Raw genomic sequence first — 17,019 nt, 5'->3', positions numbered from 1 at the left:
GTCGTACGCCGCCGCCAATCATCAAGGGGTAATGTCGTGCTCAATCGTTTGGTCAGCCGCCTCGAACGGCTCTTCTTCGGTCATCGCGCGATCGTGCTCGCGGCGATCGCGTTGTTCACCGTCGCGATGGCCGTGTTCGCCGTGCAGTTGCGCATGGATGCCGGCTTCGAAAAGCAGATGCCGATCGGGCACGAGTACATCCGCACGTTCCAGCAGTATCGCAACGACCTGCTCGGTGCGAACCGCATCACGGTGGTGGTGCGCGCCAAGCATGGGTCGATCTGGTCGAAGGAAGGGCTCACGCGGTTGTACGACGTGACGCAGGCGGTCACCTACCTGCCGAACGTCGACCGCATCGGCGTGCGCTCGCTGTGGACGCCGAACGCGTTCGTCAACGAAGTGACCGACGAGGGCTTTCGCGCGGAGCCGATCATTCCCGGCACCATCACGCCCGACCAGCTGACGCCGGATCGCGTGCAGGGTATTCGCCGCGCGACGACGCTCGGCGGCTACGTCGGCACGCTCGTGTCGCATGGCGAGGACAGCGCGATGATCACGGCCGAGCTGAACGAGCGCGACAGCGCCGGCAAGGTGCTCGACTACGTCGCGTTCAATCACCTGCTCGAAGAGAAGATCCGCAAGCCGTTCGAGGACGCCGGCTACGAGATCCAGATCATCGGCTTCGCGAAGCAGATCGGCGACATCGCCGACGGCGCGACCGCCGTGCTCGGCTTCTGCGCGGTCGCGCTGCTGCTGACCACGCTCGCGGTGTACTGGTACTGCCATTCGGTGCGCTTCACGGTGCTGCTGGTCGCGTGTTCGCTGACGTCGCTCGTGTGGCAGTTCGGCACGCTGAAGTTGCTCGGCTTCGGCCTCGATCCGCTCGCGGTGCTGGTGCCGTTCCTCGTGTTCGCGATCGGCGTGTCGCATGGCGTGCAGCAGGTGAACTTCATCGTCCGCGAGATCGCGCACGGGCAGAGTTCGTTCGATGCGGCGCGCCACAGCTTCAGCGGTCTGTTGATTCCCGGCGTACTTGCGTTGATTACGGCGTTCGTGTCGTTCATCACGCTGCTGCTGATTCCGATTCCGATGGTTCGCGAGCTGGCGATCACCGCGTCGCTCGGCGTGGCCTACAAGATCGTGACGAACCTGATCCTGCTGCCGGTGGCGGCTTCGTGTTTCAACTTCACGAAGACCTATGCTGACAACTCGCTGAAGCGCGCGCAGCAGCGTGCGAAGCCGCTGCGTCTGCTCGCACGCGTGGCGGAGCCGAAGTATGCCGGCATCACTGTCGCGTTGACGGTGGCAATTTTCGCGCTCGCCGCATGGCAAAGCCGCGACCGCGTGATCGGCACGCTGCAGCCGGGCGCGCCGGAGCTGCGCGCGGACGCGCGCTTCAACCGCGATGCGACGTCGATCGCCGGCAACTACGACATGGGCCTCGACTGGCTGACGGTGGCGATCGAATCGACCGGCAAGGCGTGCGACAACCCGGCGGTCGGCCTGTACGAGGACGACTTCTCGGCCGCGATGAGGACCGAGCCTGGCGTCGTGTCGGTGCAGTCGTACTCGGCGATGCTGCGCACCTACAACCAGGGCTACAACGAGGACTACCCGAAGATGAACGTCGTGCCGATCGCTGGCGAGAACTACGGCGCGGTGTCGGTGGACGTATCGCGCGTGAAGGGCTTCATGAGCCGCGATTGCGGGATGACGGCCGTGCACCTGTTCCTGACCGATCACAAGGCGACGACGATCAACCGCATCCTCGACGACGTGAAGCAGTACCGCGCCGCGCATCCGTTCCCTGGCATCACGGTGCGGCTCGCCGCGGGCAACGCGGGCGTGCTCGCCGCGACGAACGACGAAGTCGAGAAGAGCGAGCTGCCGATGATGCTCTACGTGTACGCGGCGATCCTGGTGCTCGTATTCCTCGCCTACCGCGACTGGCGCGCGATGCTCGCCTGTTGCGTGCCGCTGTCGGTCGCGACCTTCATCGGCTACTGGTTCATGAAGGAGCTGCAGATCGGGCTGACCGTCGCAACGTTGCCGGTGATGGTGCTCGCGGTCGGGATCGGCGTCGATTACGCGTTCTACATCTACAACCGGCTGCAGGTGCATCTCGCGGGCGGGCAGGACATCGTGAAGGCCGTGCAGCACGCGATGCTCGAAGTGGGTGTGGCCACGATCTTCACCGCGATCACGCTGGCGATCGGCGTCGCGACGTGGAGCTTCTCCGCACTCAAGTTCCAGGCCGACATGGGCAAGCTGCTCGCGTTCATGTTCATCGTGAACCTCGTGATGGCGATGACCGCGCTGCCCGCGCTCGCGTCGCTGCTCGAACGCTGGTTCCCGCGGCGCAAGCCGGCACGCGCGCCGGGCCTGTTCAGCCACTGACGCGCACGAACATTCCGACGGAGATCCAGCCATGGTCAAGACGCTAGCCGTTTGCGCCGCCCTTTCCATCGCGGCGGTTGCCTTCCCGCGATTTCATGAAGCAAGCGCGGACGGGAACGCGCCGGCGCATGCGCTCGCGACCGATGCCGGGCGGGTCGATACGCGTCACGCCACGGTCGCCGAACCGGTCGCCGTACCGGGACTCGCTCCGTCATCGAACGACGGCAACGCCGGGCTGCGGGCAGCGGCCGCGCAGGGCGCCGACAAGCCGCCCATCGCCGCGCTCGGCGTAGCGCATGCCGGCTGGTCGGATCTGTTCAACCACTGACGCTCGCGCACACCACGACAGAGACTCACCATGATCAAGACGCTCATCGCCTGTACCGCCCTTTGCGCCGCCGCGGCGGCCTTCGCACAACAGCAGGACGGCACGGTCACGGCCTGGGCCGCGAAGCCCGCCCATGCGTGGGCCGCGCCGACCCACATGATGCTCACCGACGCGACGCGCGCCGGCTCACGGATCGTCGCGGTCGGCGAGCACGGGATCGTGCTGCTGTCTGACGACGACGGCAAGACGTGGCGTCAGGCGCGACGCGTGCCGGTGTCGGCGACGCTGTCGGCCGTGTCGTTCGCCGATGCGAAGCGCGGCTGGGCCGTCGGCCAGTGGGGCGCGATTCTCGCGACCGACGACGGTGGCGACACGTGGGTCACGCAACGGCTCGATGCGTCGGTCGACCAGCCGCTGTTCTCGGTGCTGTTCACGAATGCGCGGGACGGCATCGCCGTCGGCCTGTGGTCTCTGATGCTGCAGACGCACGACGGCGGCAAGACGTGGACGCGCACGACGTTGCCGAAGCCGCCCGGCGGCGGCAAGGCCGACCGCAACCTGTATCACGTGTTCGCCGATGCCGCGCATGCGCTCTACATCGTGTCGGAGCAGGGAATGGTGCTCAAGTCGACCGATGCCGGCACGAACTGGAGCTACCTGCCGACCGGCGGCAAAGGCACGTTGTGGTCGGGCGTCGCGATGCCCGACGGCCGGATCGTGGTCGGCGGGCTGCTCGGCAGCCTGTTCGAGAGCCGCGACGGCGGCGCGACATGGGCCGCGTTGAACACCGGTACGCGCAGCTCGATCACCGATCTCGTGGCGACCGGCGGCGGGCTCGTCGGCGTCGGGCTCGACGGGCTGACGCTCGCGCAGCGCGTCGCGAATGGCCCGTTCGATGTCGCGCAGCGCGCGGATCGCGCGACGCTCACCGCCGCGCTGGTCGATGCGCGCGGCAAACCGATCCTGTTTTCGCAGGATGGCGTGCTGGCCGCGCCGTGACTTGAGTTCGCAGACATACAAGCAAGGAAGGATGGAGCACAGAAGATGAAGTCCAAGCACAAGCCGGATGTGCAGGCCCGGCGCCAGATTTTGCGGGTCGCGGCAGCCGGGGCCGCGTCGCTCGCGGCAGGACCGGTGTCGTTTGCGGCAGACATGCCACGGGCGTCGACCGAGAACGGCGTGTTCGACGTCGTGATCATCGGCGCGGGGCTCGCGGGGCTCACCGCCGCGCGCGACCTGAAGCGCGCCGGATGCGAATCGTTCGTCGTCGTCGAAGCGCGCGATCGCGTCGGCGGGCGGACCTACAACCACGATCTCGGGCACGGCGTCGTGTCCGAAGCGGGCGGCCAGTGGATCGGCCCCGGCCAGACGGCGATCGCCGATCTCGCACGCGAACTCGGCGTCGACACGTTTCCGACGTTCTACGCGGGCAAGACGGTCGTGCTCGCCGGCGACACGCGCGTCGCGCAGGATTTCCACGGCGGCTCGGGCGGCGACGACGCGATCGGCGCGAAGCTCGGCGCGCTCGCTCGCGGCGTGCCGTCGCGCGAGCCATGGACCGCGCAGCATGCGGCCGAACTCGACAAGCTGACGTATGGAGACTGGTTGCTGCGGCAAGGCGTGACTTACGAGGAAGGCTACTTCCTCGGGCTCGCGGCGAAGCTGTCGCTCGGCGGCGCTCCGGCGCAGCTCGGGCTGCTGCACTACCTGTCGATGATCAACAGCGCGGACTCCGACTACGCGAAGCTCGAATCGACCAAGGGCGGCGCACAGGAAACGCGCTTCGTCGGCGGTTCGCAGGTGCTGAGCCTGCGGATGGCGAGCGAACTCGGCGCGAAGGTGCAGCTGTCCTGCCCGGTGCGCAGGATTTCAGGCTGGGACCGCGACGTCGTCGACGTGCAGACCGATCGCGGCGTGCTGCGCGCGCGGCGCGTGATCGTCGCGTTGAATCCGGCGCTTTGCGAGCAGATCGTGTTCGATCCGGCGCTGCCGGCCGGCCGCGCGCAGCTGCAGCACAACTGGCCCGCGAATGCGCCGATGCGCAAGACGGTGCACGTGTACGACCGGCCGTTCTGGCGTGACGACGGTTACAACGGGCAGATCTTCGAGGTCGGCGGCCCGGTTTTCATGGCGTACGACAACTCGCCGCCGGACGGCTCGATCGGCGTGCTCGCCGCGTTCGTCGCGCCGGGCGCGTTGCCCACGGAGCCGAAGGCCGCCGAACGGACGCTGTCGGCCGTGTTCGCACGCGCGCTCGGTGACAAGGCGCTGCATCCGACCCAGTTTCACGACTACGACTGGGGCCGCGTCGATCCATGGACGCTGCAGTGCATCCATCCGCTACCGCCCGGCTTCTGGACGAAATGGGGCAAGTACCTGCGCCCGGAGGCCGGCCGGCTGATCTGGTCGGGCACGGAGACGGCCGACCTGTGGGCCGGCGCGATGGACGGCGCGGTGCGCTCCGGGCACCGCGCGGCATTGCAGGCACTCGGCAAGCTGGCTGGCCGCGGCAAGGAGGCTTGAATGAAACGAACCTGGATGATCGGCGCCGTGCTCGTGATCGCGGGCGTCGCGACGGCGGGCACGCTGTACGGCCCCGACTTGGTCGACGGCATGCGCTACGAGAAGTCGATGGCGGCGCTCGGCGCTGCCGACAAGGCGAACGGCGGCGCGTGGCCGCAGGCGCAGGAGACCTGCTTCTTCTGTCACGGCACGCACGGGCAGTCGCAGAACGCGTGGTATCCGTCGCTGTCGGGGCAGCCCGCGAGCTACATCGCCGCGCAATTGCGCGCATTCGCGACCGATCAGCGCCGCAATGCGTACATGGGGCCGCTGTCGCGCGAACTCGACGAAGCCTTGATCGACGCACTGGCAACCTACTTCGCGCGGCAGACGCCGGCGCGCAATGAAGCGGTGCCGGACGACGCGGCGCTTGGGCAGCGCGGGATGGCGCTGGTCGCGGCGCGAAGCTGCCAGGCGTGCCATGGCGCGGCATTGACGGGCAAGGACCACATGCCGCGCCTCGCGGGCCAGGGGCAGCTTTACCTGGAGACGCAGCTTGCCGCATTCCGGTCGGGCGAGCGGCGCGATCCGAGCGGCGCGATGAACGGCGTGGCCGCGTCGCTGTCCGGCGATGACACGCGGGCCATTGCGCACTATCTGGCCAGCCTGTCGCCGGACGGCGCGGGCGGCCCTGGCGCTGCGGCCCGATGATGCCCACGGCGCGTCAGGCTCGGGAATACCCTGCCTTTTTCTTCGTCGTTTACTTTGTCATAGTGACCTAAGATTGGTAATGTGTTCTAGAAATAAGCACCCGAATTCGAAGCGGTAGTAACGGTAACAACGGTAGTAACGGCCGTTCGGCCGAACCGGTTTTCAACAACTCACGTTTCAGGAGACAACCATGGCTAAGCACCCCGTCGTCGTTTATGGCGCAAGCGGTTACACCGGCATGTTGATCATGGACTGGCTGATCGACCAGAACATCCCGTTCACCGCGGTCGCACGCAACGCGGGCCGCGCGAAGGAAATGATGGCGCAGCGCGTCGTGCGCCTCGAATCCGCGCAATACGAAATCATCGAGGCCGAGCACGACGTCGACGCGCTGGTGAAGGCATTTCGCGGCGCGAAGGTGGTCTGCAATACCGTCGGGCCGTTCTCGAGCTTCGGGCTCGTCGGCGTCGAGGCCGCGCTGAAGGCCGGCTGCCACCACCTCGATACGACCGGCGAGCAGTCGTATATCCGCCAGGTGCGCGACGAGTTCGGCGAGCTGTATCGCCAGGCCGGGCTGCTGGTGTCGTCGTCGAACGCGTACATGTACACGTTCGCCGAGATCGCCGCCGAGCTCGCGCTCGAAACGCCGGGCATCGATGCGCTGGAAACGGCCACGCTGACGCGCGGCCCGCGCGGCGCGGCGGGCGTGAGCATCGGCTCGACCGCGACGATCTTCGACGGCGCGCGCCACGAGTCCTGCTACCTGTGGGAGAAGGCGCTCGTGCCGCACGCGGCGGACGCGTCGTTCACCGTGGCCACGCCCGAGCTCATGCAGCCGGTGTTCTGCCTGCCGTGGGGCGGCACGTCGCTGCCGGTCTACTTCGAGCGCGATTCGCGCGTGCGCAGCTGCATCTCTTGCGTGGGCTTCTACGACAACAACGTGATGAAGCTGGTGCACCAGTTCGGGCAGAAGTGGGAAGCCGAATACAAGCACCTGCCGCGCGAGCAGCAGGACGAGGTGCTGAAACAGGTGGTCGCATCGACCACGCCGACGATGCCGCCGCGCGAGCGCACGACGATCCAGCGCAGCGTCGACTTCGCGATCGGCCGCGGCCAGCTCGCGTCGGTGCGCGCGACCGTGCACGGTGTCACGCCGTACATTTCGACGGGCGCGATTCACGCGGCCGGCGTGCACAAGCTGCTCGACGGCGATACCGCGCGCACGGGCTTCGCGTCGGGCTCGAAGGCATTCGGCCATCGCTACCTGCTCGGCTTCCTCGAGCAGCGCGGGCTCGCGCGCGCCACGGTCACTCAACTGTGAGCGCCGCCGCCGCGCCGATCTTCATTCAACGGAACACGTGACATGGCCATTATCGATTTCTACGACCGCGGGTGGCGCATCAATCCCGACGGCATCGCGTACATCCAGGACGAGCGCAGCTACACGTTCCAGGAAATCGGCGAGCTGTCGTGCCGCATCGCCAACGGGCTGCTCGCCGCCGGCTTCGCGAAGGAAGCGAAGGCGGCGGTGTGGGCGGACAACGACGTGATCGGCTGGAGCTGCGCGCTCGGCATGTGGCGCGCGGGGCTCGCGTATATCCCGGTCAACGGCCGCAATGCGGCCACCGAGAATCAGTACGTGCTCGACGCGTTCGACTGCGAGGTGCTGTTCTTCCACCACGCGTTCGCGGACGCGATCGACGCGCTGCGGCCGAGCCTGCCGAAGGTTCGGCTGTGGGTGTGCATCGACGCCGAACTGCCGTGGGCGCCGTCGCTCGCCGCGTGGAGCGACGGGCAGCCGGCCACGCCGCCGGTCGTCGACTACGCGATGGACGACGTCGTCACGCTGTCGGCCACCGGCGGCACGACGGGCTTGCCGAAGGGCGTGATGAACACGCACCGCTCGTTCCAGACGTATTTCGCGAATTTCATGATCGCGATGTCGTATGGCGACGCGCGGCCGGTGAACCTTGCGGCCGCGCCGATGACGCATACCGCCGGGATGATGTCGCTGCCGTGCACCGCACGCGGCGGTACGGTGGTCGTGTTGCCGAAGCCCGACCCCGCGCTGCTGCTCGGTGCGATCGTCAAGCATCGCGTGACCGAGTTCTTCCTGCCGCCGACCGTGATCTACCGTCTGCTCGATATCCCGGGCATCGAAAAGGTCGACTTCTCGTCGCTGCGCTACTTCCTGTACGGCGCCGCGCCGATGTCGATCGAGAAGCTCAAGCGCGCGATCGAGGTGTTCGGCCCGGTGATGACGGGCGGCTACGGGCAGACCGAAGCGCCCGCGTCGATCTCGTACCTGACGCCGGCCGAGCATTTCGTCGACGGAAAGCTGGCGCCGGACGAGCGGCTGGCATCGGTTGGCCGCCCGAATCCGCTGGTCGGTGTCGCGATCGTCGGCGAGCGCGGCGCGGTGCTGAAGCAGGGCGAGACCGGCGAGATCTGCGTGCGCGGCGACCTCGTGATGAAGGGCTACTACCGCGCGCCGGACAAGACGGCCGAGACGATCGTCGACGGCTGGCTGCACACCGGCGATATCGGCCATCTCGATCGGGAAGGCTACCTGCACATCACCGACCGCAAGAAGGACATGATCATCAGCGGCGGCTTCAACGTCTATCCGAGCGAAGTGGAGCAGGTGATCTGGGCGCATCCGGCGGTGCAGGACTGCGCGGTGATCGGCGTGCCCGACGACAAGTGGGGCGAGGCCGTGAAGGCCGTCGTCGAGCTCAATGCGGGCCAGCAGGTGAGTGCCGACGAGCTGATCGCGCTGTGCAAGGCGCAGCTCGGCTCGGTGAAGGCGCCGAAGAGCGTGGACTTCATCGCCGCGCTGCCGCGCAGCACGGCCGGCAAGGTGCTGAAGAAAGACTTGCGCGAACAGTACTGGCAAGGCCAGCAACGCAGGATCTGAACCCGATCGATATGGACACCAGACGATGAGCAACATCTATATCGCCGGCATCGCAATGACCGTGTTCGGCAAGCATCCCGACCGCAGCATCGACGACCTCGCGCGCGAGGCACTGCAGCGCGCGTTGCGCGACGCCGGTTGCCATGCCGACGCGATCCGCACGGCGTTCTATTCGGGCATCACCAACGGCTCGTTGCAGGGGCAGCTGTCGATTCCCGGCCAGGTCGTGTTCAGCAAGATCGGCCTCGAAGGCATCCCGATGTTCAACGTCGAGAATGCATGCGCGTCCGGCAGCACGGCTGTGCACCTCGCCGTGCGCGAGCTGCAGTCGGGCGCATGCGACGTCGCGCTCGCGCTCGGCGCGGAAAAGATGAACATCCCGGACAAGGCGAAATCGTTCTCGTTGTTCGAGGCCGGCTGGGACGTCGCGCGCGTCGACGAGAACTTCGCGACGCTCGCGCGGCTCGGCGAGGGGATCGAGCCGCCGCCCGGCTCGGAATCAGAGCGGCCGTACAGCCGCTTCATGAAGATCTACGCGGCGATGTGCCGGCATCACATGCACACCTACGGCACGACGCAGCGGCAGATCGCGGCCGTATCCGCGAAGAACCACGCGCATTCGGTGCACAACCCGTACTCGCAGTTCCGCCAGCCGTTCACGATCGACGAGGTGCTGGCGGCGCCGCCGATCACGTACCCGATCACGCTGCCGATGTGCGCGCCGCTGTCGGACGGCGCGGCCGCGGCGATCATCTGCACCGAGGAAGGCCTTGAGCGCATCGGCGCCGATCGCAGCCGCTGCATCCGGATCGCCGCAAGCGTGATTCGAAGCTTCACGCGTCGGCGCATCGACGAGCCGCACAAGCACATCGGCCGGCTTGCCGCGCTTCAGGCATACGAGCAGGCCGGCCTCGGTCCGGAGGACATGGACGTCGCCGAAGTGCACGACGCGTCGGCGATGGGCGAAATCATCCAGGCCGAGAACCTCGGCTTCGTGCCGCTCGGCGAAGGCGGCCCGGCGGCCGAGCGCGGCGAATTCACGCTCGGCGGACGGATTCCGATCAACACGTCGGGCGGGCTCGAATCGAAGGGCCACCCGCTCGGCGCGACCGGCATCGGACAGCTGTACGAACTGGTCACGCAATTGCGCGACGAGGCCGGTGCGCGTCAGGTGAAGGGCGCGCGCCATGCGATCCAGGAGAACGGCGGCGGCCTTCAGGGGATCGAGGAAGCGGCGCTGGCGATTCACATTCTCAGCAGGGATTGACGGAGGCGAACATGAGCGACGCATACGGCGTGATGGCGACGGGACAGGCAGGACGGACCGGGCAGGCGACAGGGCGCGCAACGGGCGGCGTCGGCGCGGCGGCGGCGATACAGGCGGCCGGGACGGATGCGTCCGGCCCGCTCGCGCGCTGGGGCGAGGAACTCCGCGCGGACGCCGCGTTGCAGAAGTACCGGCCGATCGGCGGCTGGATCGACGCACCCGCCGACGCGCAGCCGCCGCTCGAAGGCGACGTGCAGGCCGACGTGGTCGTGGTCGGCGCCGGCTTCGCAGGCCTGTCGACGGCGCTGGAGCTGGCCGCGCGCGGCGCGAGTGTCGTCGTGCTCGAACGCGAGTTCGCGGGTTACGGCGCGAGCGGGCGCAACGCCGGCTATCTCGCCGGCGGCCAGGGGCTCGAATACGAACTGTTCGTCAAGCGCGTCGGGCACGAGCAGGCGAAGCGGATCGTCGGCTTCTACGACGAAGGCGTCGCCTATGTCGAACGCAAGCTCGCCGACTACGCGATCGATTGCGACTACCGCGCATCGGGCATCATCCGCGCGGGCGTGCATCCGTCGCAGGAGAAGCGCCTGCGCGAAAGCATGGAAACCGGCATCGAACTCGGCTCGCCCGCGCAGTTCCTCGACGGCGCGGCGATGCGCGCGCGCGGCATTCCGCCGGCCTTCCTGTTCGGCGCATACGTGCCGGGCGGCGGCACGCTCGATCCCGGCAAGTACGTGACCGGGCTGCGGCGCGCGGCGCTCGCGGCCGGCGTGAAGCTCTACGAGAACACCGCGCTGCTCGGCTTCGACGAAGGGCAGACCGTGCGCGTGCGTACCGCGCGCGGCAGCGCGAGCGCGCCGGTGCTGGTGCTGGCGACCAACGCGTACACGCCGCAACTCGGCCTGCTCGGCGACAAGGTAATGCCGTTGCGCGTGTCGGCGCTCGAAACCGAGCCGCTGTCCGATGCGCAGCTCGACGCACTGGGCTGGCCGAACCGCGAGGGCATCGTGACGCCGCACCTGACGATGGAAAGCCACCGCCTCACCGCGCGCAACACGCTGCTGCTGACGACCAAGCGGCTGCACTACGTGTACGGCTCGCAGACGCCGAACGTGCCCGATGACGTCACGTATCGCGCACTCGCGAAAACGCTGCACGCGCGTTTTCCGCAACTCGGCAACGTGCCGGTGCGCGCGTGCTGGAGCGGCTACATCTCGTTCGCCGGCGACGCACTGCCGGTGGTCGGCGCGGCCGGCGCGCACCGCAACGTGTTCTACACGGCCGGCTGCTCGGGGCATGGCGTCGGCACGCAGTCGCTGATCGGGCGCGTGCTGGCTGAGCGGATCCACGACGGCCAGTCGCCGCTGCTCGACACGCTGACGCACAAGACGCCGTCGGTGCCGCCGGAACCGCTGCGCTGGTGTGCGATGACCGCGATGCTCGGCGTCGCGAACCTGCTCGACGAACGCGTGAACCGCAAGGTGCGCCCGATGTAGCGGCGCACGCGCTCGTCGCGACGCGCGAAGCGGATCCGGCCGAACCGCCCGGCACAGGGGCGGCTCGATGGAAAACGAGGCTCGCATCGGGTATAGTCGTTTGCGCTCCGTAAGGTACGGAGCGTCATTTCGACGAAGCCGAAACGCCATTTTCACGACGAACACAATGACAGTGTCCAACGAGCAGCGCAGCACCCGAAAGCGGCGCACTTCGACTCCCACCGCAGCAGCGAGCAATCCCGACGGTTTGCGGGCGCAAGGGCTGCGCACGCGCAATACGATCATTCGTGTCGCGCGCAAGCTGCTGCTGGACGGCGGCCCGCTGGAATTCTCGCAGCGCGCGGTCGCGGCTGCCGCCGGGATCAGCGTCAGCAATCTGCAGTACTACTTCCCGACCCGGATCGCCGTGTTGCGCGCCGTGATCGAGCCGGTCATCGACACGTATCTGGAGGACATGAAGCGCGCGCTCGGCAGCGATGCGTCGCCGCGCGACGTGTTCGAAGAGATGATCCAGCGCTCGATCGCCGATGCGAAGGATGCGAAGTACAACGCACTGTTCCGGCATTTCCTGTCGTTCGCGGCCACCGATCCCGAATGCTTCAAGCTCTATGACGAGTGGTACGCGACGCTCACGCGCGACCTCGCGCAATTGCTGCGCGCGGTCAATCCGGCGTTCAGCGCGGCCGACAGCCGGCATGCGGCGACGATGCTGATCGCACTGGCGGACGGCTTCGCGATGCAGTACGGGACCGGGCGGCATTCGCAGGCGCTCGACGCGTATTTCACTGCGACCTCGCACGCGATCGCCTACGGCACGCTGACGGAACCCGCGCGCAAGTAACGGCGCGAGCCGCGCAGCGGCGAGTCAGGAACGGACAGGGGAATACCCTGTCTTTTTTTTGCTTCCTGTGTTTGTCATGATGACCTATGTTTGGTATGTGTTACTAGATGTGGGATGGCCGGGTGCGTCTGCTGCCTGGTCGACATGACTGGAGTCCAGGAGGAGAACGGAAATGATTCGTCTGAACAAGTCCGCGGCGCTGCCGCTGGTCGGCCTGACCGGCTTCGAGACGCCGCTGAGCGAAGAGGAAAACGCAATCCAGCACACGGTCCACCGCTTCGCGCGCGACGTGCTGCGGCCGATCGGGCGCGAGCTCGACCGGATGACGCCGGAGGAGGTGATCGCCCCCGGCTCGCCATACTGGGCCGCGATCGTCGAGAGCGCGAAGCTGGGCCTCGATCCGCAACTGATCGCGCAGTTTCCGCCGGAGACGGCCGTGCGTATCGAGTCGCTGATCGGCGAGGAACTCGGCTGGGGCGACTCGGGCCTCGCCGTATCGATCGGTGCCGCTACGATGCCGCTGATGATGGCGCATTCGGTCGGCAGCGCGGAACTGGTCGAGATGTGCACCGGCAAGGTCGGCTGCTGGATGAACACGCAACCCGATCGCGGCTCCGACGCGGCGATCCTGTATCGGCAGGAGCTCGGCGCGAACGGCCGGCAGCCGATCGGCAACGTGACCGCGAAGGTCGGCGCCGACGAGATCGTGATCAACGGGCAGAGCTCCGCGTGGATCTCGAACGGGTCGGTCGCGCAGGTTGCGCTCGCCTACATGGCCGCGGACTACGGCGACGGTTTCTACGGCGAAGGCGAGCGCAGCCAGTTCACCAACGGCATCGCGATGATCCTGCCGCTCGATCTGCCGGGCGTGTCGCGCGGCAAGCCGCTCGACAAGATCGGCCAGCGTTCGCTGCCGCAGGGCGAGATCTATTTCGACAACGTGAAGGTGCCGAAGCGCTTCGCGATCGCGCTGAAGGACGACTATCTCGGCAACCTCGCCTCAACGTGGTCGTATGCGGGCACGCACATGTGTCAGGTATTCGTCGGCGTCGCGCGCGCGGCGTTCGAGCTGGCGCTTGCTTACTGCCACGAGCGCAAGCAGGGCGGCGCGCTCCTGATGGATCACCAGATGACGCACCTGCGGATCGGCGAGATGCTGCGCCGGCTGGAGATGGCGCGCGCGATCGCGCGGCGCAGCCTCGCGTTCTCGCGGATGTCGCCGCAGAGTCATCCGTATGCCACCGCGCAGGCCAAGGTGAGCGTGACCGAGGAAGCGATGAAGGTCACGCACGAGGCGTTTCAGTTGTTCGGCGGCAACGGCACCACGCGCGAGTTTCCGATCGAGAAGCTGTTCCGCGACGTGCGCTCCGCGCTGATCGAGGATGGCGAGAACTACGTGCTCGCGTCGCGTCTCGGCGTGCTCGCCGGCGAGCTTTATCAGAACGGCTGGACGCGGGAGTAAGGGGCGCGCGGCGGCGGCCTCCCGTCCGCAGGTCGGGTAGCGCTCGGGCGGATTCGCATGCGGATTTGCATGCACCCGCCGGGCTGCCGTTCATCACCTACTTTTGTAAAGAAGCGACGACGGCAAGGAAAGGCGCGTGCCGTGCGAGCGGCACGCGCCTTTTTGCCTAAATGTGACCCAACAGCACCAGTATCACGACGATGATGACGACCAGCCCAAGGCCACCCGACGGCCAGTAGCCCCAGTCCCGGCTGTGCGGCCACGCGGGAAATGCCCCGATGAGCAGCAGAATCAGAACGATGATAAGGATCGTACCGAGCATCGCATCCCTCCTGAACGTGGTGACATGACGATGGTTGCGGTCGCAATTCGCGTGCCGCGACGGCGGCAACTCGAAAGCCGGTGCAAGCGCACTGTTTGAATAGCGGCAATTCATACGGTGAATACATGCCGATTCAGAAAATAAATTTCAAAAATGCAGGTCCGCTAGCTATGCTGGACCTTCGGTTTTCCCTCACGCGGGCACGCAATGGCTGAACTCTTTCTGGTACGGCACGGGCAGGCATCGTTCGGCACGGACGACTACGACCGTTTGTCCGCCGCGGGCGAGCAGCAGGGCGCGTGGCTCGGCGAATACTTCGCGCGGCAAGGCCTGGCGTTCGACCGCGTGATCTGCGGCACGATGAACCGGCATGCGCAGACGGTTGCCGCGATCCTGCGCGGAATGGGCCGCGATGGTGTGCAGGTCGATCGCCATCCGGGCCTGAACGAATACGACTTCCACGGCCTGTTCGCGGCGGCGGCCAGCGACTATCCGGAGATCGCGCGGCTCGTGGCCGGCTCGATGAAGGAGCACTTTCGTGCGCTGCGGCAGGTGCTGCACCTGTGGGCCGACGACAAGCTCGGCGATACGGCGCCCGAGACCTGGGCGAACTTCCAGCAGCGCGTCGCCGACGCGCGCGCCGCGATCCGCGCCGGCGGCAGCCAGCGTGTGCTCGCGGTGAGCTCCGGCGGCCCGATCGCGGTGACGGTGCAGCAGGTGCTCGCCGCCCCGCCGTCGAGTGCGATCGCGCTGAACCTGCAGATCCGCAACAGCAGCCTTTCGCAGTTTTTCTTCAACGCCGACGCGTTTCACCTGGCGTCGTTCAACGGCATCCCGCATCTCGAGGATCCCGAACGACACGCGTGGCGCACCTACGGCTGACCCTACGAACGATCGCGACGATGACGAACCCTTCCCAGCCCCTCGACGTAGCCCGCCTCACGCGCTATCTGGAAGCGCACGTGCCGGGCTTCGAAGGCCCGCTCGACATGGAGAAGTTTGCCGGCGGCCAGTCGAACCCGACCTTCCTGCTGCACGCGAAGAGCGGCCGCTACGTGCTGCGCCGCCAGCCGCCCGGCGAGCTGCTGAAATCCGCGCATGCGGTCGATCGCGAATTCCGCGTGCTGAGCGCGTTGTCGGGCAGCGCCGTGCCGGTCGCGCATCCGTATCACCTCTGCGAAGACCGCGACGTGATCGGCAGCCTGTTCTACGTGATGAGCTTCGAGGACGGCCGGATCTTCTGGGATCCGGCACTGCCCGAGTTGCCGAAGGCCGATCGGGCGACCTGCTACGACGCGCTGATTCGCACGATGGCCGCGTTGCACGACGTGGACGTCGATGCAGTGGGCCTCGCCGACTACGGCCGCCCCGGCAACTACTTCGAGCGCCAGATCGGCGTGTGGACCAAGCAGTATCGCGCGGCGGAAACGGAGCGCCTCGACGCGATGGAGACGCTGATCGACTGGCTGCCGAAGGCCTGCCCGGAAGACACGGGCCGGCCCGCGCTGGTGCACGGCGACTTCCGGATCGACAACCTGATCTTCGCGCGCGACGACTATCGCGTGCAGGCCGTGCTCGACTGGGAGCTGTCGACGCTCGGCAATCCGCTCGCCGATCTCGCGTACTTCTGCATGTGCCTGCGGCTGCCGTCGGGCGGCCAGGTGTGCGGGCTCGCGGGCCAGGATCGCGACGAACTCGGCATTCCGGACGAAGCGGCGATCGTCGCGCGCTACTGCGAACTGCGCGCGATCGAGCCGATTCGCGACTGGCATTTCTATCTCGCGTTCAGCTTCTTCCGGCTCGCGGCGATTGCGCAGGGCGTGAAGGCACGCGCGCTGCAAGGCAACGCATCGAGCGAGCAGGCGCTGCGCGTGGGCGCGATGGCCGGCCGGCTGGCCGAGATGGCCGTCGGCGTGATCGACGCGCATCGCTGAAAGCACGGACATCGCCGGGCGTCGCCGAGCCGCGACACGACAACACAAGACATCAATGGAGGAGCACAGCAACATGGCAACGAATCTGTTCGACCTGACGGGCAAGATCGCGCTGGTGACCGGCGCGAGCCGCGGCATCGGCGAGGAAATCGCGAAGCTGCTCGCGCAGCAGGGCGCGCACGTGATCGTGTCGAGCCGCAAGCTGGACGACTGCCAGGCAGTCGCGGACGAGATCGTTGCCGCGGGCGGCCGCGCGGAAGCGCTGGCGTGCCACGTCGGGCGGCTGGAGGACATCGCCGCGACGTTCGAGACGATCCGCGGCAAGCATGGCCGGCTCGACATCCTCGTGAACAACGCGGCCGCGAACCCGTATTTCGGGCACATCCTCGATACCGATCTCGCCGCGTACGACAAGACCGTCGACGTGAACATCCGCGGCTACTTCTTCATGTCGGTCGAAGCCGGCAAGCTGATGAAGGCGCAGGGCGGCGGCGCGATCGTCAATACCGCGTCGGTCAATGCGCTGCAGCCGGGCGACCGTCAGGGCATCTATTCGATCACGAAGGCCGCGGTCGTCAACATGACGAAGGCGTTCGCGAAGGAATGCGGGCCGTTCGGCATCCGCGTGAACGCGCTGCTGCCGGGGCTCACGAAGACGAAGTTCGCGGGCGCGCTGTTCGCCGACAAGGACATCTACGAAACCTGGATGACGAAGATCCCGCTGCGCCGCCACGCGGAGCCGCGCGAGATGGCAGGCACCGTTCTGTATCTCGTGTCGGACGCGGCGAGCTACACGAACGGCGAATGCATCGTCGTCGACGGCGGCCTGACGATCTGAGCGC

The 17,019-nt window shown here is 67.2% G+C and carries 15 protein-coding genes; 14 read left to right on the top strand and 1 reads right to left on the bottom strand.

The genetic code is table 11. The features are described from left to right. Nucleotides 1-36 precede the first annotated feature (36 nt). From C7H84_RS32455 to C7H84_RS32405, 11 genes are all read left to right on the top strand, one after another. Nucleotides 37-2,397, top strand: coding sequence for an efflux RND transporter permease subunit (locus tag C7H84_RS32455; protein ID WP_121862639.1), 2,361 nt, complete (start codon nucleotides 37-39; stop codon nucleotides 2,395-2,397). A 31-nt stretch (nucleotides 2,398-2,428) separates the two neighbouring features. After that, on the top strand, nucleotides 2,429-2,725 hold the full coding sequence (locus C7H84_RS32450) for a hypothetical protein (protein ID WP_121862638.1): 297 nt from the start codon (nucleotides 2,429-2,431) through the stop codon (nucleotides 2,723-2,725). 30 nt (nucleotides 2,726-2,755) lie between these two features. Next, entirely contained in the window at nucleotides 2,756-3,724 is a 969-nt protein-coding gene (locus C7H84_RS32445) for a YCF48-related protein (protein WP_121862637.1), read from the top strand. A 45-nt stretch (nucleotides 3,725-3,769) separates the two neighbouring features. Then, entirely contained in the window at nucleotides 3,770-5,248 is a 1,479-nt protein-coding gene (locus tag C7H84_RS32440; RefSeq protein WP_121862636.1) for an FAD-dependent oxidoreductase, read from the top strand. Beyond that, nucleotides 5,249-5,938, top strand: a complete 690-nt coding sequence (locus C7H84_RS32435) for a c-type cytochrome (RefSeq protein ID WP_121862635.1) — start codon at nucleotides 5,249-5,251, stop codon at nucleotides 5,936-5,938. 190 nt (nucleotides 5,939-6,128) lie between these two features. Further along, entirely contained in the window at nucleotides 6,129-7,259 is a 1,131-nt protein-coding gene (locus tag C7H84_RS32430) for a DUF5938 domain-containing protein (protein ID WP_121862634.1), read from the top strand. Between the two features lie 42 nt (nucleotides 7,260-7,301). Next, nucleotides 7,302-8,855 (top strand): AMP-binding protein, encoded by a 1,554-nt coding sequence (locus C7H84_RS32425; RefSeq protein WP_121862633.1) that lies wholly within the window; start codon nucleotides 7,302-7,304, stop codon nucleotides 8,853-8,855. 25 nt (nucleotides 8,856-8,880) lie between these two features. After that, a complete protein-coding gene (locus tag C7H84_RS32420; RefSeq protein ID WP_121862632.1) occupies nucleotides 8,881-10,122 on the top strand; it encodes a thiolase family protein in 1,242 nt (413 codons plus the stop codon). An 11-nt stretch (nucleotides 10,123-10,133) separates the two neighbouring features. Next, the gene (locus C7H84_RS32415; RefSeq protein ID WP_121862631.1) at nucleotides 10,134-11,618 is read left to right on the top strand and encodes an FAD-dependent oxidoreductase; all 1,485 of its coding nucleotides are present in this window, start codon (nucleotides 10,134-10,136) and stop codon (nucleotides 11,616-11,618) included. 166 nt (nucleotides 11,619-11,784) lie between these two features. Beyond that, nucleotides 11,785-12,459, top strand: coding sequence for a TetR/AcrR family transcriptional regulator (locus tag C7H84_RS32410; protein ID WP_240462157.1), 675 nt, complete (start codon nucleotides 11,785-11,787; stop codon nucleotides 12,457-12,459). A gap of 172 nt (nucleotides 12,460-12,631) precedes the next feature. Further along, nucleotides 12,632-13,921 (top strand): acyl-CoA dehydrogenase family protein, encoded by a 1,290-nt coding sequence (locus tag C7H84_RS32405; RefSeq protein ID WP_121862629.1) that lies wholly within the window; start codon nucleotides 12,632-12,634, stop codon nucleotides 13,919-13,921. Nucleotides 13,922-14,087: 166 nt separating this feature from the next. On the opposite strand, the gene C7H84_RS32400 is transcribed toward C7H84_RS32405, so the two are convergent. Continuing rightward, nucleotides 14,088-14,243: a DUF3309 family protein gene (locus C7H84_RS32400; protein ID WP_121862628.1), complete on the bottom strand. Its 156-nt coding sequence runs from the start codon at nucleotides 14,241-14,243 to the stop codon at nucleotides 14,088-14,090. 207 nt (nucleotides 14,244-14,450) lie between these two features. On the opposite strand from C7H84_RS32400, the gene C7H84_RS32395 reads away from it, so the two are divergent. The 3 genes from C7H84_RS32395 (at nucleotide 14,451) to C7H84_RS32385 (ending at nucleotide 17,015) form a co-directional block, all read left to right on the top strand. Next, complete coding sequence (locus C7H84_RS32395; protein ID WP_121862627.1) at nucleotides 14,451-15,125, top strand: histidine phosphatase family protein; 675 nt, start codon at nucleotides 14,451-14,453, stop codon at nucleotides 15,123-15,125. A gap of 20 nt (nucleotides 15,126-15,145) precedes the next feature. Further along, nucleotides 15,146-16,177, top strand: a complete 1,032-nt coding sequence (locus C7H84_RS32390) for a phosphotransferase (RefSeq protein WP_121862626.1) — start codon at nucleotides 15,146-15,148, stop codon at nucleotides 16,175-16,177. 73 nt (nucleotides 16,178-16,250) lie between these two features. Continuing rightward, entirely contained in the window at nucleotides 16,251-17,015 is a 765-nt protein-coding gene (locus C7H84_RS32385) for an SDR family oxidoreductase (RefSeq protein ID WP_121862625.1), read from the top strand. Nucleotides 17,016-17,019: the final 4 nt, after the last annotated feature.

Source organism: Burkholderia sp. Nafp2/4-1b, assembly GCF_003635165.1.
In the GTDB taxonomy this organism is placed as follows: Bacteria; Pseudomonadota; Gammaproteobacteria; order Burkholderiales; family Burkholderiaceae; genus Burkholderia.
Note: the sequence above shows the minus strand (reverse complement) of the source record. Positions and strands in the feature narration are given on the sequence as shown.